This is a genomic window from Nocardia sp. NPDC051030 (genome assembly GCF_040683015.1).
In the GTDB taxonomy this organism is placed as follows: Bacteria; Actinomycetota; Actinomycetes; order Mycobacteriales; family Mycobacteriaceae; genus Nocardia.
This window is the reverse complement of record NZ_JBFBCD010000004.1, coordinates 316,506-337,333: the sequence shown is the minus strand read 5'-3', so window position 1 is coordinate 337,333 and position 20,828 is coordinate 316,506. Positions and strand designations below refer to the sequence as shown.

The window sequence follows — 20,828 nt, the reverse complement described above, 5'->3', positions numbered from 1 at the left end:
GTGACACGCGAACTCGCGGCGGAACAGACCGCCACCGTTTTCCCGTTGTCGCCGGCCCAGTTGGGCATGTGGTATGCGCAGCAACTGGATCCGAGCGTGCCATTGTCCGAGGCGCAGTACATCGAGATGCGCGGGCCGCTGCTACTGGACGCGCTGCGTAGGGCCGGTGTCATCGCGGCACGCGAATTCGGTTCCGGCGTACTGCGACTCGTCGAGATCGAGGATCGGCCGTATCAAGTCGTCGATCCCAATCTCGAAGCGGCGGTCGGGTTCCTGGACTTCAGCGATCGGCCCGATCCGGTGGCGGACGCGCTGGCCTGGATGCGCGCGGACGTCACCGCGCCCATCGACCTGTTCGGCGCGAATGCCGGTATCTCCACGGTGATTCGGGTCGGGGAGGACCATCACCTGTGGTACACCCGAGCACACCACATACTTATCGACGGATTCGGCTCCGTGACCATGCTCTACCGGGTCGCCGAGCTCTACAACGCCGCGGTGCGCGGGGAACAGGCGCCTCCCGCCACCGCGGCCTCGCTGCTGGAAGTGCACGAGGCCGAAATGGCGTACCGGGATTCCACCCGGTACGCCACCGATGAGCGCTACTGGCGGGAAGCGTCCGCCGGGCTGCCCGACCGGTGCAGCCTCGTCTCCGCCACCGCGCCCGCGTCCGCGCTGGGACGCGAGGCCCGGGCGCAACTGCCGCCAGAGACCGCAAGGCGGCTGGACGCGGCCGCCCGGCGGTACGAGACCAGCTCCGCGACCCTCGTAATGGCGGCTGTGGCGCTCTACTACGCACGAATGACGGCTTCTGCTGATGTGGTCCTCAGTTTGCCGGTGTCGGGGCGTACAACGGCCGTGCTGCGGCGGTCGGGCGGGATGATCGCCAATGTCGTCCCCCTGCGCGTGAACGTCCCTCGTGACGGCCGCATCGGCGAAGTGGTCGCCGCGATCCAGGTGGCGGCCTCCGGCGCGCTCCGGCACCAGCGCTTCCGTCACGAGGACATGCGCGCCGACACCGACGCGACCTCCGACCAGCCCGACTTCGGCCGCGGCTTCGTCGGCCCCGTCATCAACATCATGCTGTTCCCCGCCGGTATCGACTTCACCGGCGTCGAATCCAGTCTGAACGTCCTGACCTCCGGCCCCATCGAAGACCTCTTCGTCAACTTCTACCAACACGGCGCGGGTGCACCGATCCACGTCGACTTCGCCGCCAATCCCCGTCTCTACGAACCGGATTCCCTCGATCGTCACCACCGGCGCTTCCTGACGCTGCTGGATTCCCTGCTGATAGCGGCACCGGAAACCCCTCTCGCCGAACTGGATTACTGCACCACAGACGAAAAACCCCTGCTCGCAGGAGCCTTTGGCGCGCCCGCGCCACAGCCACGCCTACTGCCCGAGATCCTGGAGGGCGGGCTGCGCCAGGCCGGTCGTGACGCGATTGCCGTATGTGGCAACGGTCGTCAGCTCACCTACGGTGAACTCGACGTCCTGTCGAACCGCTTGGCGCGCAGACTATTGGCGACCGGCATGCGGGAGTCCGCCGACACCGGTGGCCGAGACACCTTGGGGGAGACAGGGTCCGGCCACGGCATTGTCGGACCGGAATCGGCTGTGCTACTGGCCCTTCCGCGCTCGATCGAAGCCATGGTCGCCCTGTGGGCGGTGGCCAAGACCGGCGCGGCCTTCGTCCCGCTCGGAAGCGCCATGCCCGGCGATCGAGTCGAGCGAATCGCCGCCGAATGTGGCGCGAAACTCGGCCTCACCTTCGCGAAATCGGCTGCCGAACTGCCGGATTCGGTGCGATGGATCACTCTGGACGATCTGCTCGCCGACGTCGGACGACCCGGCGCGGAATCGGCTGCCTCGAACGGCCCGATTGCCTCCGATGAGCTGCGGGGGCCGGTGCGGCTGGAGAATCCGGCGTACATCGTGTTCACGTCGGGGTCTACCGGTGTGCCGAAGGGCGTGGTGGTTACCCATACCGGACTGGCGGGTTTGGCTGCTGCGGTGGTGGATTCGTATTCGGTGACGGCCGGGTCGCGGGTTCTTCAATGTTTGAATCCGAGTTTCGATGCGTCGGTGCTGGAATGGCTTATGGCGTTTGCTTCCGGGACGACTTTGGTCGTGGCCGAGGCAGATCCGGTGCTGGGCCCGGAGTTGGCGGCGTTGGTGCGGGACTATGGGATCACCCAGATCTGCTCCACGCCCGCGGTGTTGTCCACGTTGGAGCCGGGGGCCCTCGATGGGGTGCGGGCGGTGTCGTCGGGGGGTGAGCCGACTCCGCCGGATATTGTGGCGCGCTTCGGGATCGGGCAGGATCTGCTGAACTCGTATGGTCCGAGTGAGACCACGGTGGCGGTCACCTATACGAAGGGCCTCGTGCCGGGGGAGAACGCGGGGATCGGTGACCCGATTCCGGGTGCGGGGATGCTGGTGCTGGATCGCTGGATGCGGCCGGTGCCGATCGGTGTCGCCGGTGAGTTGTATGTGAGCGGTCCGGGGGTGGCGCGCGGGTATGTCGGTCGTGCGGCGCTGACCGCGGAGCGGTTCGTCCCGGTTCCCTCGGGGCGGCCGGGTGCGCGCATGTATCGCACCGGAGATCTGGTGCGCTGGACCGAATCCGGTGTGCTGGAGTATGTCGGCCGCGGTGATTTCCAAGTGAAGCTGCGCGGCATGCGCATCGAACCGGGTGAGATCGATGCCGCGCTCAATACGCATCCCGCCGTGGAAATCGCTGTGACAGTGGCCCGTCCGGCACCCAGCGGTGGCACCATGCTGGCCGCCTACGTGGTCCCGCGCGCCGATGCCACCGTCACCGAGGCCGAGCTGCTCGACCACGCCACCCATCGCCTGCCCCCGTACATGGTCCCCGCGACCATCACCGTCCTGGGTGCGCTACCGCTCACCGCGAACGGCAAGGTGGACCGCCGAGCCCTCCCCGAACCTGTTGTCGCACAGCCGGTCCACCACCGCGAGGCCGCCTCCGACACCGAACGCCTCCTGTGCACCCTCTTCACCGAGGTCCTCGGCACCCCCGAAATCGGCCCCGACACGTCCTTCTTCGCCCTCGGCGGCGATTCGATCATGGCGATCACCCTGGTCTCCCGCGCCCGCGCCGTCGGCCTCGTCTTCTCGGCCCGAGAGGTCTTCGAACACCGCACTCCCGCCGCCTTGGCCGCCATAGTCACCAGCCTCGACGACCGGCCCGCCCAACTGGCCGAACTCCCCGGCGGTGGCGTAGGCCGCCTCCCTCTGACCCCCATAGCCTCCTGGCTCCTGACCCGCCCCGGTTGGGAAACCTTCGCCCAGTCCATGATCCTGCGCCTCCCGCGAGGCGTAGAACACGAAGCCCTACTCACCACCATCCAGGCCCTCGTCGAACATCACGACATCCTCCGCGCCCGGGTGATAACCACCCCTTCCGGCTCCGAACTCGAGATTCCCCCACCCCACCGCGCCGACGCCGCCACCCTCTTGACTCGAATCGACTGCGCCTCAACTGAACCTGGGAACGGCGACCATGCACGGACGGAAGGTTCGGCGGACGCCAATACGCTCGATGACCGCGCGGAGCGTGAGCTCGACGTGGCGGTCACCAGGCTGAATCCGCGCGACGGCGTGATGATTGCGCTGACTTGGCTGGATGCCGGACCTGCTGCGGCTGGTCGCCTGGTGATCGCCGTGCACCACCTTGCCTGTGATGCGGTCTCCTGGCGCATCCTGTTACCCGATCTGATGGCCGCGTGGGCGCAGGCGTCGGCGGGGACGACCCCGACCCTGCAAGACACCGGCACCTCCGTGCGGACGTGGGCGCACACGCTTCGTGCACTCGCCGAACCGTCCTCCGCCTTGGATTCGGAAGTCCCGGTGGATGTCCCTGATATCGGCGACGTTGCGGATGTACCGGACGCTGTGGATGCCTCCGGCCTGCGCGAAGGGCGGCCCGGGGGAGCGGATCAGACTCCCGGGCGGTCAGCTGCGGCAGACGTGGGCGAGCTTGGCGTGAGCGAGGTGCGCGCGGAGGGTTCCGTGTGGCCGGTGAGTGAGCTTGGGTATTGGCGCAAGGTGCTGGCGGCGGACGCGTTGCTGGGTCGTCGGCGGCTCGATCCGGCGGTGGATACCGTGCGGACCGCCGGACGGGTCGAGGTTGATGTCTCGAGGGAGGTTTCGGCGGCACTGGTGGGCCGGATTGCGGCGGCCTATCGATGCGGTGTCGAGGATGCGCTATTGGCGGCGCTGGCCTTGGCGCTGGCGCGATGGCGGGCCGGGCGGGGGCAGTTCGGGGCGGCCGCGGGTGGGACCGTGGTGGCGGTCGAACGGCATGGGCGGGATGAGGCCGCCGTGGCCGGTGCCGACCTGTCGCGGACCGTCGGCTGGTTCACGGCTCAGGTGCCCGTGCGACTGGGACCGGTTGTCGCGGGGGGCTTCTCGCAGCCAGAGGACGACGCTCAGTTCGCGCCCGAGCGGATCGGTTCGGGAATCGCTGCGCTCAAGGCGGTCAAGGAGCAGTTGCGGGGGGTGCCTCGGGGTGGGTTCGGGTTCGGGTTGTTGCGGTATTTGAACTCGGAGACCGCCGGGGAGCTGGCGGGGTTGCAGGAGCCGCAGGTGGGGTTCAACTATCTGGGGCAGGTGCCGGAGTCGGATATGGAGGGGGATTGGCTGCCGGTTTCGATGGCTTCGCGATTGGGCGGGCACGCCGCGCCCGAAATGCCGCTGGCGGCGGTGGTTTCGGTCGATGCGGTGGTGTTGGAGTCCGAGCGGGGGCAGCGGATTCGGGCGGTCTGGCAGTTCGCCACCGGGGCCGTGGATGCGGCCGAGGTGGAAGCGTTGGCGCGCGAGTGGGTTTCGGCGGTCGAGGAGATTGCCGAGCAGATCGGTGTGCCGGAGTCGGGTGGGTTCACGCCCAGCGATGTGGGGTTGGTGTCGGTTACCCAACCTGAAATCGACTCGTGGGAGCGAGATTACGGCCGTTTGGATGATGTCTGGTCGTTGACTCCCTTGCAGCGGGGTCTGCTGTTCCAGGCGCAGTTGGCCGAGGGCGGGCCGGATGGGTATTCGGTGCAGGCGGTCATCGACGTGGAGGCCGACCTCGACCGGGACCGGTTGACGGCCGCCGCGGAGGCCCTGGTGCGCAGGCATGATGCATTGCGGGCGAGCTATGTGCCATCCGCGGCAAGCCCGGTGCAGGTGATCGCCGCTCGGGTGCCGGTGCCGTGCGCCTATCGCGAGGCCTTCGGCGCGACCGAGGCCGAACTCGACGAGCTCGCGGCCATCGAACTGCGCACTCCGTTCGAGGTGGATGCCCCGCCGCTCATCAGGTTCCTGTGTATTGCGGTGGGGGAGCGGAAGTTCCGGCTCGTCATCACCAACCATCACCTGATCCTCGACGGCTGGTCCATGCCACTGCTGTTCGCCGAACTCGTGGCCCTCTACGAAACCGGTGGGGATGACAGCGGATTCGGGCCCTCGGTGCCCTTTCGTGGCTACCTGGAATGGCTGTCGGAGCGCGACGCGGAGGGGGCTCGGCGGGCATGGTCCCAAGCCCTGTCCGGCGTCGAGGGCCCGACCCTTGTCGCTCCGGCCGCACCACGAGCCGACGCGGCCACCGCGCCTGTCGCACACGAGGTTCCGCTACCCGACGGCCTGACCGAGAAGCTCCGCACCACGGCAGCCGAATCCCAGGTCACCGTGAATACGATCGTCCAGGTGGCGTGGGCCCTGGTGCTCTCCGAGCTCACCGGTTCCGCCGATATCCTTTTCGGCGCTACCGTCTCCGGCCGCCCGCCGGAGCTCCCCGGTTCGGATCGCATGATCGGCATGCTGGTTAATACCGTCCCCGTCCGGATCGCCCTGAACCCGGCCGAATCCATTGCCGCCCTGCTATCCCGCGTTCAGCGCGAGCAGGCCGCCCTGGCCGAACACCAATTCCTCGGCCTGGATGAAATCCACGCTCGCACCGGCCTCGGCCCACTCTTCGACACCGCGACCGTCTTCGAGTCCTATCCCGTGGACGCCGCGTCCTTGACCGCCGCCACCCGCCAAGCCCAACTGTCGGTCACCGGCATCCACACCCACGACGGCACCCACTACCCTCTCTCCCTGGCTGCCTACGCCGCCGCCGGGCTCCGTCTGGAACTCACCCGCTCACCCAGCTATTTCGATGCCCTCCAAGCGGATTCGATAGCCGAGTCGCTGGCCCGAATCCTGACTTCCCTCACGGGCGACCCGAACCGTCGAACCGCCGAACTGCGCAGCACCATCCCGCTCGACACTCCCGCCATCCGTCACGGCGGCCCGACCCACTCCGTCCGGCTACTCCCGGACCTGCTCACCGCCACCGGACGCCCGCAGTCCACGGCTGTCGTAGCAAACGACACCCTGACTTCCTATGGCGAGCTGGACGCGCTCTCGAACCGACTGGCTCGCAAGCTCATTGCGCTGGGCGCCGGGCCGGAACGCGCGGTGCTCGTGGCCTTGCCGCGTTCGGTGGAGGCCATGGTGGCCGTGTGGGCAATAGCCAAAACCGGTGCGGCGTTCGTACCGATCGACACCTCGCAACCGGCCGCGCGCACGGCGACGATCGCGACGGAATGTGGTGCGGCACTGGGTATCACCGGGCAGTCGGTGGCGGCGGATCTGCCAGAGGAGGTGTCCTGGCTGCTGCTGGACGACCTGAGCACCATCGACGCCATGAGCGGTCTGTCCGAGGAACCGGTGACGGACGCCGACCGGCTGCTGCCGCTGCGCCCCGACCATGCGGCGTATGTGGTGTTCACCTCCGGCTCCACCGGAACCCCGAAGGGCGTCGTGGTCACGCACACCGGGCTGGCGAACATGGCCGACGGCACCGCCGAACACTGTCTGATCAACGCTGAGTCTCGCGTACTCCATTGCCTCAACCCAGCTTTCGACGCGGCGATTCTGGTCTGGCTGTCGACCTTCGCGGCAGGTGGCACGCTGATTATTGCCCCGCCCGAGGCCAATGCCGGTGGGGAGCTGGCCACCGCCATCGCCAATGGCGCTGCGACGCATCTGATCTGCACGCCAACCGTGCTGGCTACTCTCGATACAGCCGATCTTCGCGGCATCGAAGCGATCATCGCCGGTGGTGAGCCCTGCCCGCCAGCCTTGGTCACGCGCGTCAGCGCGGGCCGAATCCTGGTGAATTCCTACGGCCCTGCCGAATCCACCATTGCCGCCAGCTTCAGCGCCCCGATGACCCCGGAAACCTCCACCGTCATCGGTGCCCCGATCGCCGGTACCACCCTGCTGGTCCTCGACAACTGGCTACGCCCCGTCCCGCTCGGTGCGATCGGCGAACTCTATATCGGCGGACCCGGCGTGGCCCGCGGCTACACAAGTCGCACAACGCTTTCCGCGGCGAGTTTCGTAGCAGACCCCTACTCGGCCGGTCAGCGCCTGTACCGCACCGGTGACCTGATGCGCTGCACGCCAAGCGGGTTCGAATACGTCGGCCGCATAGACCACCAGATCAAGATCCGTGGCATCCGAGTCGAGCCCGGCGAGGTCGACGCCGTCCTGCTCACTCACCCTCAGATCGAAGCGGCGATCACTGTCGCCTACGAAACACCCACGGGCACGAAGGCGCTGTACTCGTACGTTTCGCTGTCATCCAAGACCAGCGGCGGTGATTCGGCCGCCGCAGCGGATGGGTCTGCCGTGGATTCGGTGGATGAGAGTGGCATCCCCTTGACGCCGAGCGCGGACTCTTCTGCCGATGAGATCAACACGGAGACCCTCGGCGGGCGGCCGACAGGGCCGGACCCCTCGGATCCGACCGCTACAGCGCCGGTGACGGCGACCGAGGTCGCGGCGTGGGTCCGGGCTCGGTTGCCGCGGTATTTGGTGCCGTCGGGGATTCGGGTGCTGGAGGAGTTGCCGCGCACTCGGAGCGGGAAGGTTGATCTGCGTGCGCTCCCGGAACCGGAAGTGGCGCAGGCGGAATACGTCGAGCCGGTCGGTGCCGAGGTGATGGTCGCGCGCACCTTCGCGGAGGTGCTGGGGCAGGAGCGGGTGGGTGCCCGGGATGATTTCTTCGCGCTGGGCGGGGACTCGCTGATCGCGACTCGGGTGGCGGCTCGGTTGAGTGCGGAGTCGGGTGCGCCGGTTCCGGTTCGGGTGCTGTTCGAGGCGCCCGTGGTGGCGGATTTGGCTCGGCGATTGGTCGCGGCGGAAGCGCACGCGGCCGGGCCCGAGCTCGTGGGCGGCGTCCGGCCCGAGGTGGTGCCGCTGTCTCCGGCGCAGCAGCGCATGTGGTTCGTGAATCGCTATGACCCGTCGTCTCCGGCATATAACGTGCCTGTGGCACTGCGGCTTTCGGGTCACTTGGATTTGTCCGCGCTGCGAGCCGCGTTGTACGACGTGATCGATCGGCATGAGACGCTGCGCACCCTGTATCCGGATATCGACGGGGTCGGTGGGCAGCGGATTGTCGCCGCGCGTGAGGTGCCGGTGGATCTCGATCCGGTTCCGTTGTCGCTGGAACAAGTGCCGGACGCCGTCGTGCGCACGGTCACCGAAGGATTCGATGTCACCGCTGCGGTGCCCCTGCGGCTGCGGCTGTTCCGCATCGAATCGGGCCACGGCGGTGAGGCGAAGGACGGCACCCTGGGAACGGCATCCTCGGGCTCCCGTGTCGACGGCACCGTGGGAACGGCCTTCACCGGCTCCGATGCCGACGGCACTACGCCCGCCGACTCGGCGGCCGAGTATGTGATCGTGCTGGTCGCGCATCACATTGCGACCGATGGTTTTTCGATGGCCCCGCTGATCCGGGATGTGGCCGCCGCGTATGCGACGCGTGCCGCCGGGCAGCTGCCCGCGTGGGAGCCATTGCAGGTGCAGTACGCCGATTACGCCCTGTGGCAGCATGCCCGGCTCGGTGATGAGGCCGATGCGGATTCACTACTGGCACGGCAGGTCGACTACTGGTCGCGCACGCTGGCCGGATTGCCCGATCACCTCGAATTGCCCACGGACCGGCCACGTCCCGCGCGTGCCTCGCATCGGGCGGCCGAGTGCACGGCACGAATGGATCGTGACCTCACGGCGGCCGTGGAGCGGTGCGCACGCAGCCACCGGGCGACGCCTTTCATGGTCATTCACGCCGCGCTGGCGGTTCTGCTGGCTCGGCTCAGCGGCAGCGCCGATATCGCCGTGGGCACGCCGGTCGCCGGTCGCGGTGCGCGCGAACTGGACGATCTGGTCGGCATGTTCGTGAACACGCTGGTACTGCGGACGGGTATCCGGCCGGATGAGGGCTTCGGCGAGCTGCTCGACCGGGTGCGCGAGAGTGATCTGGCCGCATTCGAGCAGGCGGACGTGCCGTTCGAGCGGCTGGTGGATGTGCTGGCCCCGGCGCGGTCGGAGGCTCGGCATCCGATCGTCCAGGTAATGCTGGTGTTCCAGAATCTCGCGCTGCCGGAACTGCAACTGCCGGAGCTGACGGTCACGCCACTCGAATTGCCGCAGACGACAAGCCGTTTCGACTTGAGCGTGACGGTCGTCGGAGATGCCGACGGCATGGAACTGCGCTGCTGCTATGCCACGGATCTATTCGACGAGTCCACGATGACGGCGTTCACCGACCGGCTGGTTCGGCTGCTCACCGCGGTAACGGCCGAATCGGCGCTCACGGTCGGTGATATCGACCTGCTCACCGCCGGTGAACGGGACGCGCTGACAGTCGGCACGACGCCTGCGGCGGCACCACGACCTCTGGCGGAACTCATGGCGGACGCGGTCGCCGCCAACCCGGATGGCATCGCGGTGGTCTGCGGAGACCGGCGGCTGACCTATCGGGAATTCGACCATCGCGCAGAGCGACTCGCACGCCGCCTCGCCCACGCCGGTGCCGGGCCGGAAACCCTGGTGGCCGTGGGTATTCCGCGCTCCATCGAGTCTGTGTTGGCAGTCTGGGCGGTCACCCGCACCGGTGCCGCATTCGTGCCGGTGGACCCGGCCTACCCACCCGAACGTATCGCCCGCATCGTCGATGTTTCCGGCGTGGAACTCGGACTGACTGTCACCGATCAACGGCATCGCCTACCCGATGCGGTCGACTGGTGGTGCCTCGATGATTCGGCCGATCCGGATAACCCGGCGGCAGGCGAAGGCAGCCGGGTAGCGCGGCCGGAGAATCCCGCGTACGTGATCTTCACGTCCGGTTCCACCGGTGCTCCGAAGGGGGTCGTCGTTACTCATGCGGGTCTGGCGAATCTTGCGGTGGCGCAACGGGAACGCGGTGGGCTCACCCCGCAGTCCCGGGTGCTGCACGTCGCATCGCCGAGCTTCGATGCTTCCGTGCTGGAACTGGTGATGGCGGTGAGCGCGGGCGGAACCCTGGTGGTTGCCCCGCCGACTGTCTTCGCCGGTGCCGATCTGGCGGAATTGCTCTTCCGTGAACAGGTTTCGCACATTGCTCTCACGCCTTCGGCGCTGTCCACGGTGGACGCGGCCGGGCTGGATTCCGTGCAAATGATCATTACCGGCGGTGAACCCTGCACTCCCGAGCTGGTGACTGCCTGGGCCGCGCCGGGGCGCGAGCATTTCAACGATTACGGTCCGACCGAGACCACGGTATGGGCAACTGGCAGTGGGCCTTTGCGGCCGGGGGATCCGATTACCATCGGCACGGCCGCGCCCGGTTTGCGGGAGCTGGTGCTCGATGATCGGCTGCGCCCGGTGCCGGACGGCGTTGTCGGCGAACTGTATCTGGCTGGGATCGCGCTGGCACGCGGCTATCACGGGCGGGTCGATCTCACCGCCGCCAGGTTCGTGGCGGACCCGTACGGGGTTGCGGGCGAGCGTATGTACCGCACCGGAGATCTGGTGCGGCGGCGCGGCGGGGATCTGGAGTATCTGGGCCGCACCGACACTCAGGTGAAGCTGCGCGGTCTGCGGATCGAGCTCGGCGATGTGGAGACGGCGCTGACCGCCGATCCCACGGTGTCGCATGCGGTCGCCCTGGTTCGTGAGGATGCGCGGGGCGGCATGCTGGTCGCCTATGTGATCCCGGAGACTGATGCGGAATTCGATCCGGCTCAGCTGAAAAAGGCTATGGCCCAGCGTGTGCCGTCCTACATGGTGCCCTCCGCGATCGTGGAGCTGGACGAGCTGCCGCGCACGGCCAATGGGAAGCTCGATCGGGATGCGCTGCCCGCACCCCGGTTGACCGTCGGTGAGCGTTCCGCGCCCAAGGGGCCGGTGGAAGCGGCAGTGGCCGCCGCCTTCGCGGAAGTCCTGGGTATCGACCAGGTTTGGCGTGATGACGACTTCTTCTCTCTCGGCGGCAACTCGCTGATTGCCACCCGCGTCGTGGCCCGGATCGGCGCGGCGCTGGCCACCACGGTCGCGGTGCGAGCGTTGTTCGACGCGCCGACGGTGGCGGAGCTGGCGACGCTCGTGGCTTCCGGCGGTACCGCCGATCGCCCGCGGCCGGGGCCTCGCCCACGCCCGGAGCGCATTCCGCTCTCGGCGGCTCAGCAGCGCATGTGGTTCCTCAACCGGTATGACCCGGGCTCGCCCGTCTACAACATTCCGGGTGCCTTCGAAATCCTTGGGGCACTGGATATACCGGCCCTGCGTGCCGCCATCGATGATGTGGTGGCACGGCACGAGACCTTGCGGACCATCTATCCCGCCGGTGCGGATGGACTGCCCGATCAGCGGATTCTCTCCGCCGCAGAGGTTTCCACACCGGTGATCGAGTTGGATGTGGCGGCGGATGAGATCGCGCAAGCGCTGGTTTCTCAGCTGTCACGCGGCTTCGACATCACGCGCGAGACTCCGCTGCGCGTATGCATCCTCCGCGTCTCACCGGAGCGCACGGTATTGGCAATGGCCGTGCATCACATCGCCGCTGACGGCTGGTCCATGGCCCCGCTGGCACGAGATGTGCTGTACGCCTTCGCCGCCCGCACAACCGGTGCGGAACCGCAGTGGACTCCGCTCCCGCTGCACTACGCCGATTACGCACTGTGGCAGCGAGAACTACTCGGCTCCGACGATGACCCGGACGGCCTCGCGCACCGGCAGCTGGAGTTCTGGCGCACCGCGCTCGACGGCTTGCCTGAGGTACATTCGCTACCCACCGACCATCCCCGCCCGACCATTCCCTCGGGTATCGGTGACCGCATCGAATTCACCATTCCGGCACCGGTTCACGACCGGTTGCAGGTCCTCGCCCGAGCGCACGGGGCAAGCCCCTTCATGGTCGCGCACGCGGCCCTGGCCGTACTTCTTGCCAGGTTCTCCGGCGAGCCGGATATCGCTATCGGCTCGGTCGTGGCCGGACGCGGTGACGGCGAATTCGATGATCTCGTGGGCATGTTCGTCAATACCGTGGTGCTGCGCTCGCATATCGACCCGTCCGCGGGCTTCGCGCAGACTCTCGATGCCACCCGCCGCTCCGACCTCGCCGTCTACGGCAATATGGACCTGCCCTTCGAGCGGCTCGTGGAGGCACTGGCCCCGTCCCGTTCCACCGACCACCACCCGCTGTTCCAGGTGCTCCTCGCCTTCCAGAACTTGCAGCTCGCCCGAACTGCCTTGCCCGGCATGGAGATCCGGCCACTGGATGCCCCCACCCCGGGCTCCAAGTTCGACCTGGAGTGGATGCTCGCCGAGCAATTCGGCTCGGCAGGCGAGCCCGCGGGCATCACCGCGTCGCTGATCTACGCCACCGACCTGTTCGACCGCGAAACCGCACAGACCCTGGCCGACGGCTTCGGTCGCCTCCTCGCTGCGGTCGCCGCGGCTCCCGATGAGCCCGTGGGCGATATCGCGTGCGATCCGGTGCCGCGACTCGCTATGAAGATTCATGATGCGGATGCCCCCGCAGTGAAGGTTCACCGCCCGGCCGAGAACCCGCGCCTGGCCTACCGCGCCCCGCGCACCGACGCCGAGCGCACGCTCGCCGCGGCCTTCGAATCCGTCCTCGACAACCCGCGAATCGGCATCGACGACAATTTCTTCGACCTCGGCGGCAACTCCATGGCAGCGGTCCAACTGGTCACGCTGGTTCGGGAACGCACCGGTATTCCGATGCCGCTGCAATGGATGTTCCTCGACCCGACCCCGGCCGCTCTCGCCCTCCGCCTCACCGAGACCGCCGATCAGCCTGGCGTGGATCCGTCCATGCGCGTGCTGCTCCCCATACGCCCGACGGGTGATGGCCCGGCCTTGTTCTGCATCCATCCCGCCGTCGGGCTGGCCTGGTGTTACGGCGGTTTGGTGCAGCACATCGATCGCGCTCACCCGATCTACGGCCTGCAATCCCCGGGCGTCACCGATGGCGGCAGCGCCGAACGCACCGTCCACGACTTGGCGGTTCGCTATGTCGAGGAGATCCGCCGAGTCCAGCCGAACGGCCCCTATCACCTGCTCGGCTATTCCGCGGGCGGCCCCATCGCCCACGCCATCGCCGTCGAACTGCGCCGCCGCGGTGAGCAAGTCCCCGCCCTGATCATGATGGATGCTCGCGCCGACGTGGCACCCGATGACAGCGCCATCCCGCCGCTGTCCGTGCTGCTGGCCGAATTCGGCGGCATCGATGTTCCACCCGAACAAGCCGAGCTGACTCCCGCCGAGACCGCCCGCCTCCTGGAATCCACCGGCGTCGCCCTCACCCCGGCCGACCTGGACCACCTCTACACCGACCTGCAGCACCTCCTGCGTCAAATAGCCGCCCACAAGCCGGAAGTGTTCGACGGCGACCTCCTGTTCTTCACCGCTTCCGGCAACCCGGACCCCACCCCCAATGTCGCGACCTGGAGCCCATACATCTCCGGCCGAATCCACGATCACCCGATCCCGTTCCCGCACAACCACCTGATCACCCCCGCCGCCCTGGCCTTGATCGGCCCCACCGTCAACAGCTACCTCACCGCCGGGCAATAACCCGCTGTCGACGGGGACATCGTTTGCCCTGCACCTTGGGGAAACCTTCTGGGACGCACGTCGGCTGGGGAAGAATGGGGCTGATTACCCGGGAGACTAGGGAAGGTTCTGCTGTGTCGGTGAACGGGAAGCGTCGGCTGCTGAGTGCGGCGGCGGTAGGGCTGGGTGCGCTCGGCGCCGGAGAGTTGATTGCCGCGGCCAGGGGCGGGTCGGTGATCGACGGCGTCGGACGATTGGCGGCCGATACCGCGCCGGTGCCGGTGGTCGAGGCGACCGTGGCCATGTCCGGCCGACACGACAAGGAGGTGACGCGCGCCGGGGTCGCGGTGGGCGCGATTGCCGCCACGGCCGGAATCGCGGCCCTGCCGGAGCGATTGCGCGGGCCCGCGGTGGCGGCCTTCGGTGCGGGAGCCGCGGCGGCCGCACTGCGAGGATCGACGCGGTCGACGGCCGGAGCATTCGGCGGGGTCGCGGCGGCGGGCATCTTGCGCGCCGGACTGCGCCGGACGCCGACTGGGCTCGGTGGCGGATTGCTGTGGGCGGCAACCGGTGTCGGGATGCTCGCCGCGGCGGAGACGCTCGTGCGCCGGGAGGATCGGTTGCACGAGGAGCGGGTGCGGCGGGTCGGCCCGATGGGTTCGCACACCCCGGTTCCCGAGGACGGTTTCGGCACCGAGCCCGGCCTGTCTCCGCTGATCACCAAGGCGGGCAGATTCTATGTGGCGGATGTGAATTCGCGTCCGCCGCGCATCGATCCGAATCAGTGGCGGCTGTCGATCAGCGGCAAGGTCGCGCACCCGCTGCGGCTGTCGCTCTCCGACTTGGCCGACCGCGCAGTGGAATTCGACGCCGTCATGGTGTGTGTGCACAATACGGCGGGCTCGGGCCGCGCGGGCAATGCCCGCTGGCTCGGCGTACCCCTCACCGAACTGTTCGACCACGCCGTCCCCGAATCCGGGGCGACACGCCTGATCACCCGAGCCGTAGACGGTTACACCATCTCCCTGCCCCTGGCACCCCTGCGCTCCGGAGAATGGCCCGGCTACCTGGTAATCGGCATGAACGGCGAACCCCTCGCGCCCGAACACGGCTTCCCCGCAAGAGTTTTCGTCCCCGGCCTGTACGGCCAATACACCGGCGCGAAATGGCTCACCGGCCTCGAACTCGCCGACGAAACCCACGTCGACTACTGGGTGAAACGCGGCTGGCCCCGCGAACCCATGTGGATCAACCCCCACGCCCGCATTGACGTAGCCTCCTGCGCCAGCTCGGGTTCCGGAAAATTCACCATCGCAGGCGTAGCCTGGGCCCCACCTCAGGGCGTCTCCGCCGTGGAAATCCGAGTAGACGAAACAGACTGGACCCCAGTAGAACTCGGCTCCGAACTGGCCCCCGCCGCCTGGCGTCGCTGGCGAACCATAGCCGACCTCCCACCCGGCCCCCACACCATCCAGGCCCGAGTAACCAGCCGCTCGGGCGAAGTCCAAGAAGGCACCCCCCGCCCCCCATTCCCCCACGGCCCCAGCGGCTTCCACGCCGTGACAGTCACCGCGTAACCACACCCGTGGCCTGCCGGTAAACAACGCAGACACTCGTGCGCTGAAACGGGTGAGTCCCCCACCTGAGGCTCGAATCTGCACAGGCTGCACGGCCAGGGCGCAGAGCAAGCGCCCCCGTGTGTTCCGTGCCCATGCGTGGTGTTTGGTGAGCATGCAATGGTGCAGGCAAATGCCGAGTGAGGGCCTGCACCACCGCATGCTCACGGGTGGTCGGGGTTAGAAGCGGCCGCCGCGGCTTATGCGGCGGGAGCCGTCGGAGCCGCCGAAGGAGCCGGGGCCGTAGCTGGTGCCGCCTCCGCCGAATCCGCCTCCTCCGCCTCGGTATCCGGAGCCCATGCCTCGGAGCATGCCGTCGATGAGGATGCCGCTGAGGACTGCGCCGGTTTGGGAGGAGCTGGCGACGGGCTGTTGTTGGGATTGCCACGCTTGGACGGAGGCCTGGGCGGTGTTCAGGGCGCGGGAGCCGAGTTCTACTGCGCGCTGGGCGGATTGGAGGGCCTGGTCAGGGTTGGTGGGGGCGAGTTGTTGAGCCTGGTCGAGGCTGCGCTGGGCTTCGGCTAGGCGGGTGCGGGGTTCGGCGTCGACGCCGCCTCGGCGGGTGCTGATGAAGTCGGCGGCGGCATTGATCTGGCTGCGCGCGGCGGTGAGGGCCTGGTCGAGGCGGCGGCGGAGTTCGTCGGCGGCCAGCTTGCGGTCGGTGGCGACGGCGATCGCATTGTCGAGGGTGGTGTCGGCGGCGACCGCTTGCTGGAAGGTGCCGAGCGGGTTGGTGGGACCGTCGTTGATGGCCTGCTCGAGGGCGGTGCGCGCACCGGTGGAGGCCGTGGTCAGGTCAGCGCCGCCGTGTTCGGTGAGGGTGGCGGCGGTGGCGAGATCGCGGCGCAGCTCCTCGATGATGCCGGGGAGCCCGGCGCGGGCCTGCTCGATATCGGTGGCGGCGGTGTCGACCGCGTTCAGCAGAGTGCGGGCGGTGTCGAGGGCGGATTCGGCTGCGCGAATGGCGGCCACGGCGGCACCCTGCTGGCCGACCGGCTTGGCGACTGCATCGCGGCCTTGCTCGATGCTGCGCTCCGCGAAGCTGATTCGCTCCCTCGCCATGTTCACATTGTCGTGAATGGGCGCGATGACCGAGGCGGGCTGTTGCGAGACCAGCTGGGCCAGCGTGACATTGGAGTGCGGGGCGCGCGTGGTCAGATCCACTACGTCCCGGGTCAACGCATCCAACCGTTCCCCGGCATTGATGAGCAGGTTTCGCATGGCATCGAATTCGGCGACCTTGGCGTCGAGTTCGTGATCGGCTCGCCCGCAGGTGCTGATCAGATCGACCAGCATGAGGCGCTGTTGATCCGGTGTTTCGGGAATATCGTCGTCGAGTTGCTGGCGGATCGAAAAGGCCTTGGCCAGAGCATTCTTCGCGGCTTGCAGCGCGGCGGTGAAAGGCGCCACGGCGGTAATGCCGAATTCGTCTGTGGCGAGCTGTAATTCCTCGCCGCTGGTGCGAATCGCATTGTCGGCGTCGACCAGGACTTCCTTGGATCGAGTGTCCAGGGCATGCAGGGGGAGTGCCGCCAATGCCTTGGTGTCGGTCGGATCGAGTTTGCGAACGGCATCCAGTTCCCGGCGTTCGCGTCTGCCGCGCCGATTACGCGACCACAGCCACAGCGCGATCAGCACCACCGCCACCACCAGCAAGAGCAGCGCAATCGTCCGGAAGCCCACTCCGCCGGAATCATTCATCGCGGCCGAGAGCCCCTCGGCCGTGGCGAGCCCGGCCCCGGCCCAATCTCCGGTCCGGAGTTTCGGCTCCACCTGGTCGGCGAGCAGCCGATCCAGCTCCTTATCGCTGACCGAGGTCGGCGCGGTTCCGGTGAACGCGTACGCCCGGTCGTTCACCGCGACCGACAGCAGCACATCGCGATCCCCGAAGCCGGAGGCCTGCGCGGTCCGCTCACCCCACGCGGTGGCGTCCATTCCGCCGAAGTCGTGCACGTAGACGATCCACAGTCGCTCATGATCTTTCGAGTAGAGCGAGTCGATCGCGGTCTGCAATTCCGCGGTCTGCCCCTTGTCGAGCGCTCCGGCCTTGTCGGTGACATAGGTGGGCAGCCGTGCCGGTTCCTCGGCGAGCGCCGGTGCGGCCCAGCCGACGAGCACGGCCAGGGCCAGGAGGAATCCGCTCGAGATCAACGACCACCGCTTCGACTGCGCCACCCATCGAATCTATCCGCCACAAGCCGGGCGGGCGGCTTCATCCGCGCACCTCGTGTCGGAGTCGATGACTACCATCGGGGGTGTGATCACGATCGATAGCCCGTATACGGGTCATGTCGCCCCCGGTTCGAACCCGCAGCAGCGGGAGGTTTCCGGCGCGCGCATCGTGAAGATGTCGGTGGGCGGCATGGATAACAACGTGTACCTGGTCCAGTGTGCGAATACCGGCGCTACCCTGCTGATCGACGCCGCCAATGAGGCCGAACGGATTCTCGAATTGATCGGCCAGGAGGCTCCGGAGCGGGTGGAGTTGATCTTCACCACGCACCGGCATCCGGACCATTGGTGGGCGCTGCAGGATGTGGTGTCCGCGACCGGGATTCCCACTGCCTCGCATCCCCTCGACGCCGGCCCGCTACCCGTGCCGCCGGACCGCATGGTGACGGACGGCGAGAAGATCCGCGTCGGTGATCTCGAGCTCGAGGCCATTCACCTGCGCGGACACACGCCCGGATCGGTGGCGCTCGCATTGACCGACGGTGATGGGCGCACGCATCTGTTCACCGGTGACTCATTGTTCCCGGGTGGGGTGGGCAAGACCGCCACGCCCGAGGAGTTCAGCACTCTGCTCGGAGATGTGGAGTCGAAACTGTTCGGTCGCTATCTGGATGACACCGTGGTGTATCCCGGCCACGGCGACGACACCACCCTCGGCGTGGAACGCCCGCAATTGCCCGAGTGGCGGCGGCGCGGTTGGTAAAACTCCGGAACCGCGCCCCCGAGCCCACTTGGGCACCCCGGGAGGAGCCCGACGACGCACCCCAGGACGGCTGCGTCGGGGGAACGCTGCGCTGGGTACGGCGGCTGCTGGTCGGTGCGCTATTGATGAGCGTGCTGGTGGTCGGCGGTACGGCCGTGCGGGTCTGGCAGGTGGCCCGGATCAGTGATCATTCCCCGGCCGATGCCATTGTGGTGCTGGGAGCCGCGCAGTACGACGGCACGCCGTCCTCGGTGTTCAAGGCGCGATTGGATCAGGCGGACAACCTCTTCGACAAGGGCGTTGCACCGCTGATCGTCACGGTCGGCGGGAAACAGGTGGGCGACAACTACACCGAGGCCGCTTCCGGGAAGCTGTATCTGGAAGACAAGGGTGTGCCGTCGGATCGGATTCTCGCGGTGGAAACCGGTTCGGACACACTGCAAAGCGTGGAGGCGGTCTCCAAAGCGCTACTGGCGCGCGGTAAGTCGTCGGTGGTGCTGGTGAGTGATCCGTGGCATTCGCTACGCACCCGCACCATGGCCCGCGATGCCGGTCTCGACGCGTGGACCGCGCCCACCCGCACCGGGCCCGCCGTGTACACGCGGGAATCGCAGGCGCACGGGATATTTCGCGAGACCTTCGCGCTGCTGTGGTATCAGCTCAGTCATTTCTCGGCGGACTTCAAGTACACGGCGGATCAGTAATGTGCGCGCGTATCGACTATGACAAGGTCTACTCCGATGCCGATCGGGAGCGACTGGTGCCCGAGACCGATCGGACGGCCGGGCTGTCCTGGTCGCCCAGTCCGGCGCGGCGCAGCGAGTTCGCGCGGGATCGCGCGCGGGTGCTGCATTCGGCCGCGCTGCGCAGGCTGGCCGACAAGACGCAGGTGATGGGGCCGCGCGATGGCGATACCCCGCGCACCCGGCTCACGCATTCGCTGGAGGTCGCGCAGATCGGGCGCAGCATTGCCGACGGGCTGGGCTGCGATCCGGATCTGGTGGATCTGGCCGGGCTCGCGCACGATATCGGGCATCCGCCGTACGGGCACAATGGTGAGAAGGCGCTCGACCAATTCGCTGATGCCCATGGCGGTTTCGAAGGCAATGCGCAGAACCTGCGCATCCTCACGCGGCTGGAACCCAAGGTGATCGACGAGCACGGCACCAGCTTCGGCCTCAATCCGACCCGCGCCGCCCTCGACGCGGTCATCAAATACCCCTGGGGCAGAACAGGTCCCAACTCCAAATTCGGTGCCTACGACGTCGACATGGACCGCCTGGCCTGGGTCCGCAAGGGTGCCCCCGAGCGCCGCCAATGTCTGGAATCCCAGGTCATGGACTGGGCCGACGATGTCGCCTACTCGGTCCACGATGTCGAGGACGGCGTCATAGCCGGCCGTATCGACCTGCGCGCCCTCGCCGACCCCCTCGAACAGGCAGCCCTCGCCGAATACGGTGCCCGCCAAAAGAACTCCCTGGCCGCCGGCGAACTGATAGCCGCAGCCCAACGCCTGTCCGAACTCCCCGTAGTCACAGCCGCCGCCGACTACGACGGCTCTCTAACCGCCTCGGTAGCCCTCAAACGCCTGACCAGCGACCTGGTAGGCCGCTTCGCCACCGCAGCCGTCGAAGCAACCCGATCCGCCTGGGGCAGCCGCCAACTCTGCCGCTACACAGCCGATCTCGAAGTCCCCCCGATAGTCGCCGCCGAAGTAGCAGTCCTCAAAACCATGGCCCTCCGCTACGTCCTCTCCGACCCCATCCACCAAGTCCGCCAAGCAGGCCAACGAGAACGCATCCTCCTGGTGGCCACCACCCTCCTCGCCGCCGCCCCCCGAGGCCTCGACCGCCTCCTCCTCCCCTGGTGGGACTCCGCCCCCGACGACACCGCCCGCCACCGAGTAATAGTCGACCAAATAGCCTCCTACACCGAAAGCCGCCTAGAACGAGTAGCCGCCGCCATCCCCTAACCCCCCCACGCCCACCTTTGCGCGCCCTTGGCGGCGGGCATGGCGGCGACTGCTTCCCAGCCCCTTGGGCCGCCCGACAGTTGGAACAGACCTGCGGCGGTGTCGAGCGGGCCGTCGAGCGAATTCCGCCCGCTGACCCGCCGCGCCTAGCGAATTCCCGCGCGGTGAGGGAGCGCTGGCGGCGTCGAATCAGCGAGTTGGCTCCCTCGGCTGCTCCGCGGGGCGGACGTAGGCGACCGGCCAGGACATGGCGCTCCTTGGACACAGACGATCGAGCGTGCGGTAGTGAGGGAGCACTGGTGGTGGCGAATCTGGCGATTTCCCGCCACGGTCGCTCCCTCGGTTACTCCGCGGGGCGGACGGAACCCGTGCCGGATGTGCCGCTCCGCAGTCGCAG

Annotated in this window: 6 protein-coding genes; 5 read left to right on the top strand and 1 reads right to left on the bottom strand. The window is 67.8% G+C overall.

Annotation, left to right across the window (positions count from 1 at the left end):
• The gene (locus tag AB0N05_RS15160) at window positions 1-13,929 is read left to right on the top strand and encodes an amino acid adenylation domain-containing protein (RefSeq protein ID WP_364693175.1); all 13,929 of its coding nucleotides are present in this window, start codon (window positions 1-3) and stop codon (window positions 13,927-13,929) included.
• 113 nt (window positions 13,930-14,042) lie between these two features.
• On the top strand, window positions 14,043-15,485 hold the full coding sequence (locus tag AB0N05_RS15155; protein ID WP_364693172.1) for a molybdopterin-dependent oxidoreductase: 1,443 nt from the start codon (window positions 14,043-14,045) through the stop codon (window positions 15,483-15,485).
• Window positions 15,486-15,704: 219 nt separating this feature from the next.
• Here AB0N05_RS15155 and AB0N05_RS15150 read toward each other — a convergent pair whose 3' ends face one another.
• Entirely contained in the window at window positions 15,705-17,699 is a 1,995-nt protein-coding gene (locus AB0N05_RS15150) for a TPM domain-containing protein (protein WP_364693169.1), read from the bottom strand.
• A 64-nt stretch (window positions 17,700-17,763) separates the two neighbouring features.
• Here AB0N05_RS15150 and AB0N05_RS15145 point away from each other — a divergent pair, with 64 nt between their 5' ends.
• The 3 genes from AB0N05_RS15145 to AB0N05_RS15135 all read left to right on the top strand — a co-directional run bounded on the left by AB0N05_RS15145 (window position 17,764) and on the right by AB0N05_RS15135 (window position 20,431).
• Window positions 17,764-18,459 (top strand): MBL fold metallo-hydrolase, encoded by a 696-nt coding sequence (locus AB0N05_RS15145; protein WP_364693166.1) that lies wholly within the window; start codon window positions 17,764-17,766, stop codon window positions 18,457-18,459.
• A gap of 125 nt (window positions 18,460-18,584) precedes the next feature.
• Window positions 18,585-19,163, top strand: a complete 579-nt coding sequence (locus tag AB0N05_RS15140) for a YdcF family protein (protein WP_364694589.1) — start codon at window positions 18,585-18,587, stop codon at window positions 19,161-19,163.
• Window positions 19,163-20,431, top strand: coding sequence for a deoxyguanosinetriphosphate triphosphohydrolase (locus tag AB0N05_RS15135; protein WP_364693163.1), 1,269 nt, complete (start codon window positions 19,163-19,165; stop codon window positions 20,429-20,431). Before AB0N05_RS15140 ends, AB0N05_RS15135 begins: the two co-directional genes overlap by 1 nt.
• Window positions 20,432-20,828 lie beyond the last annotated feature (397 nt).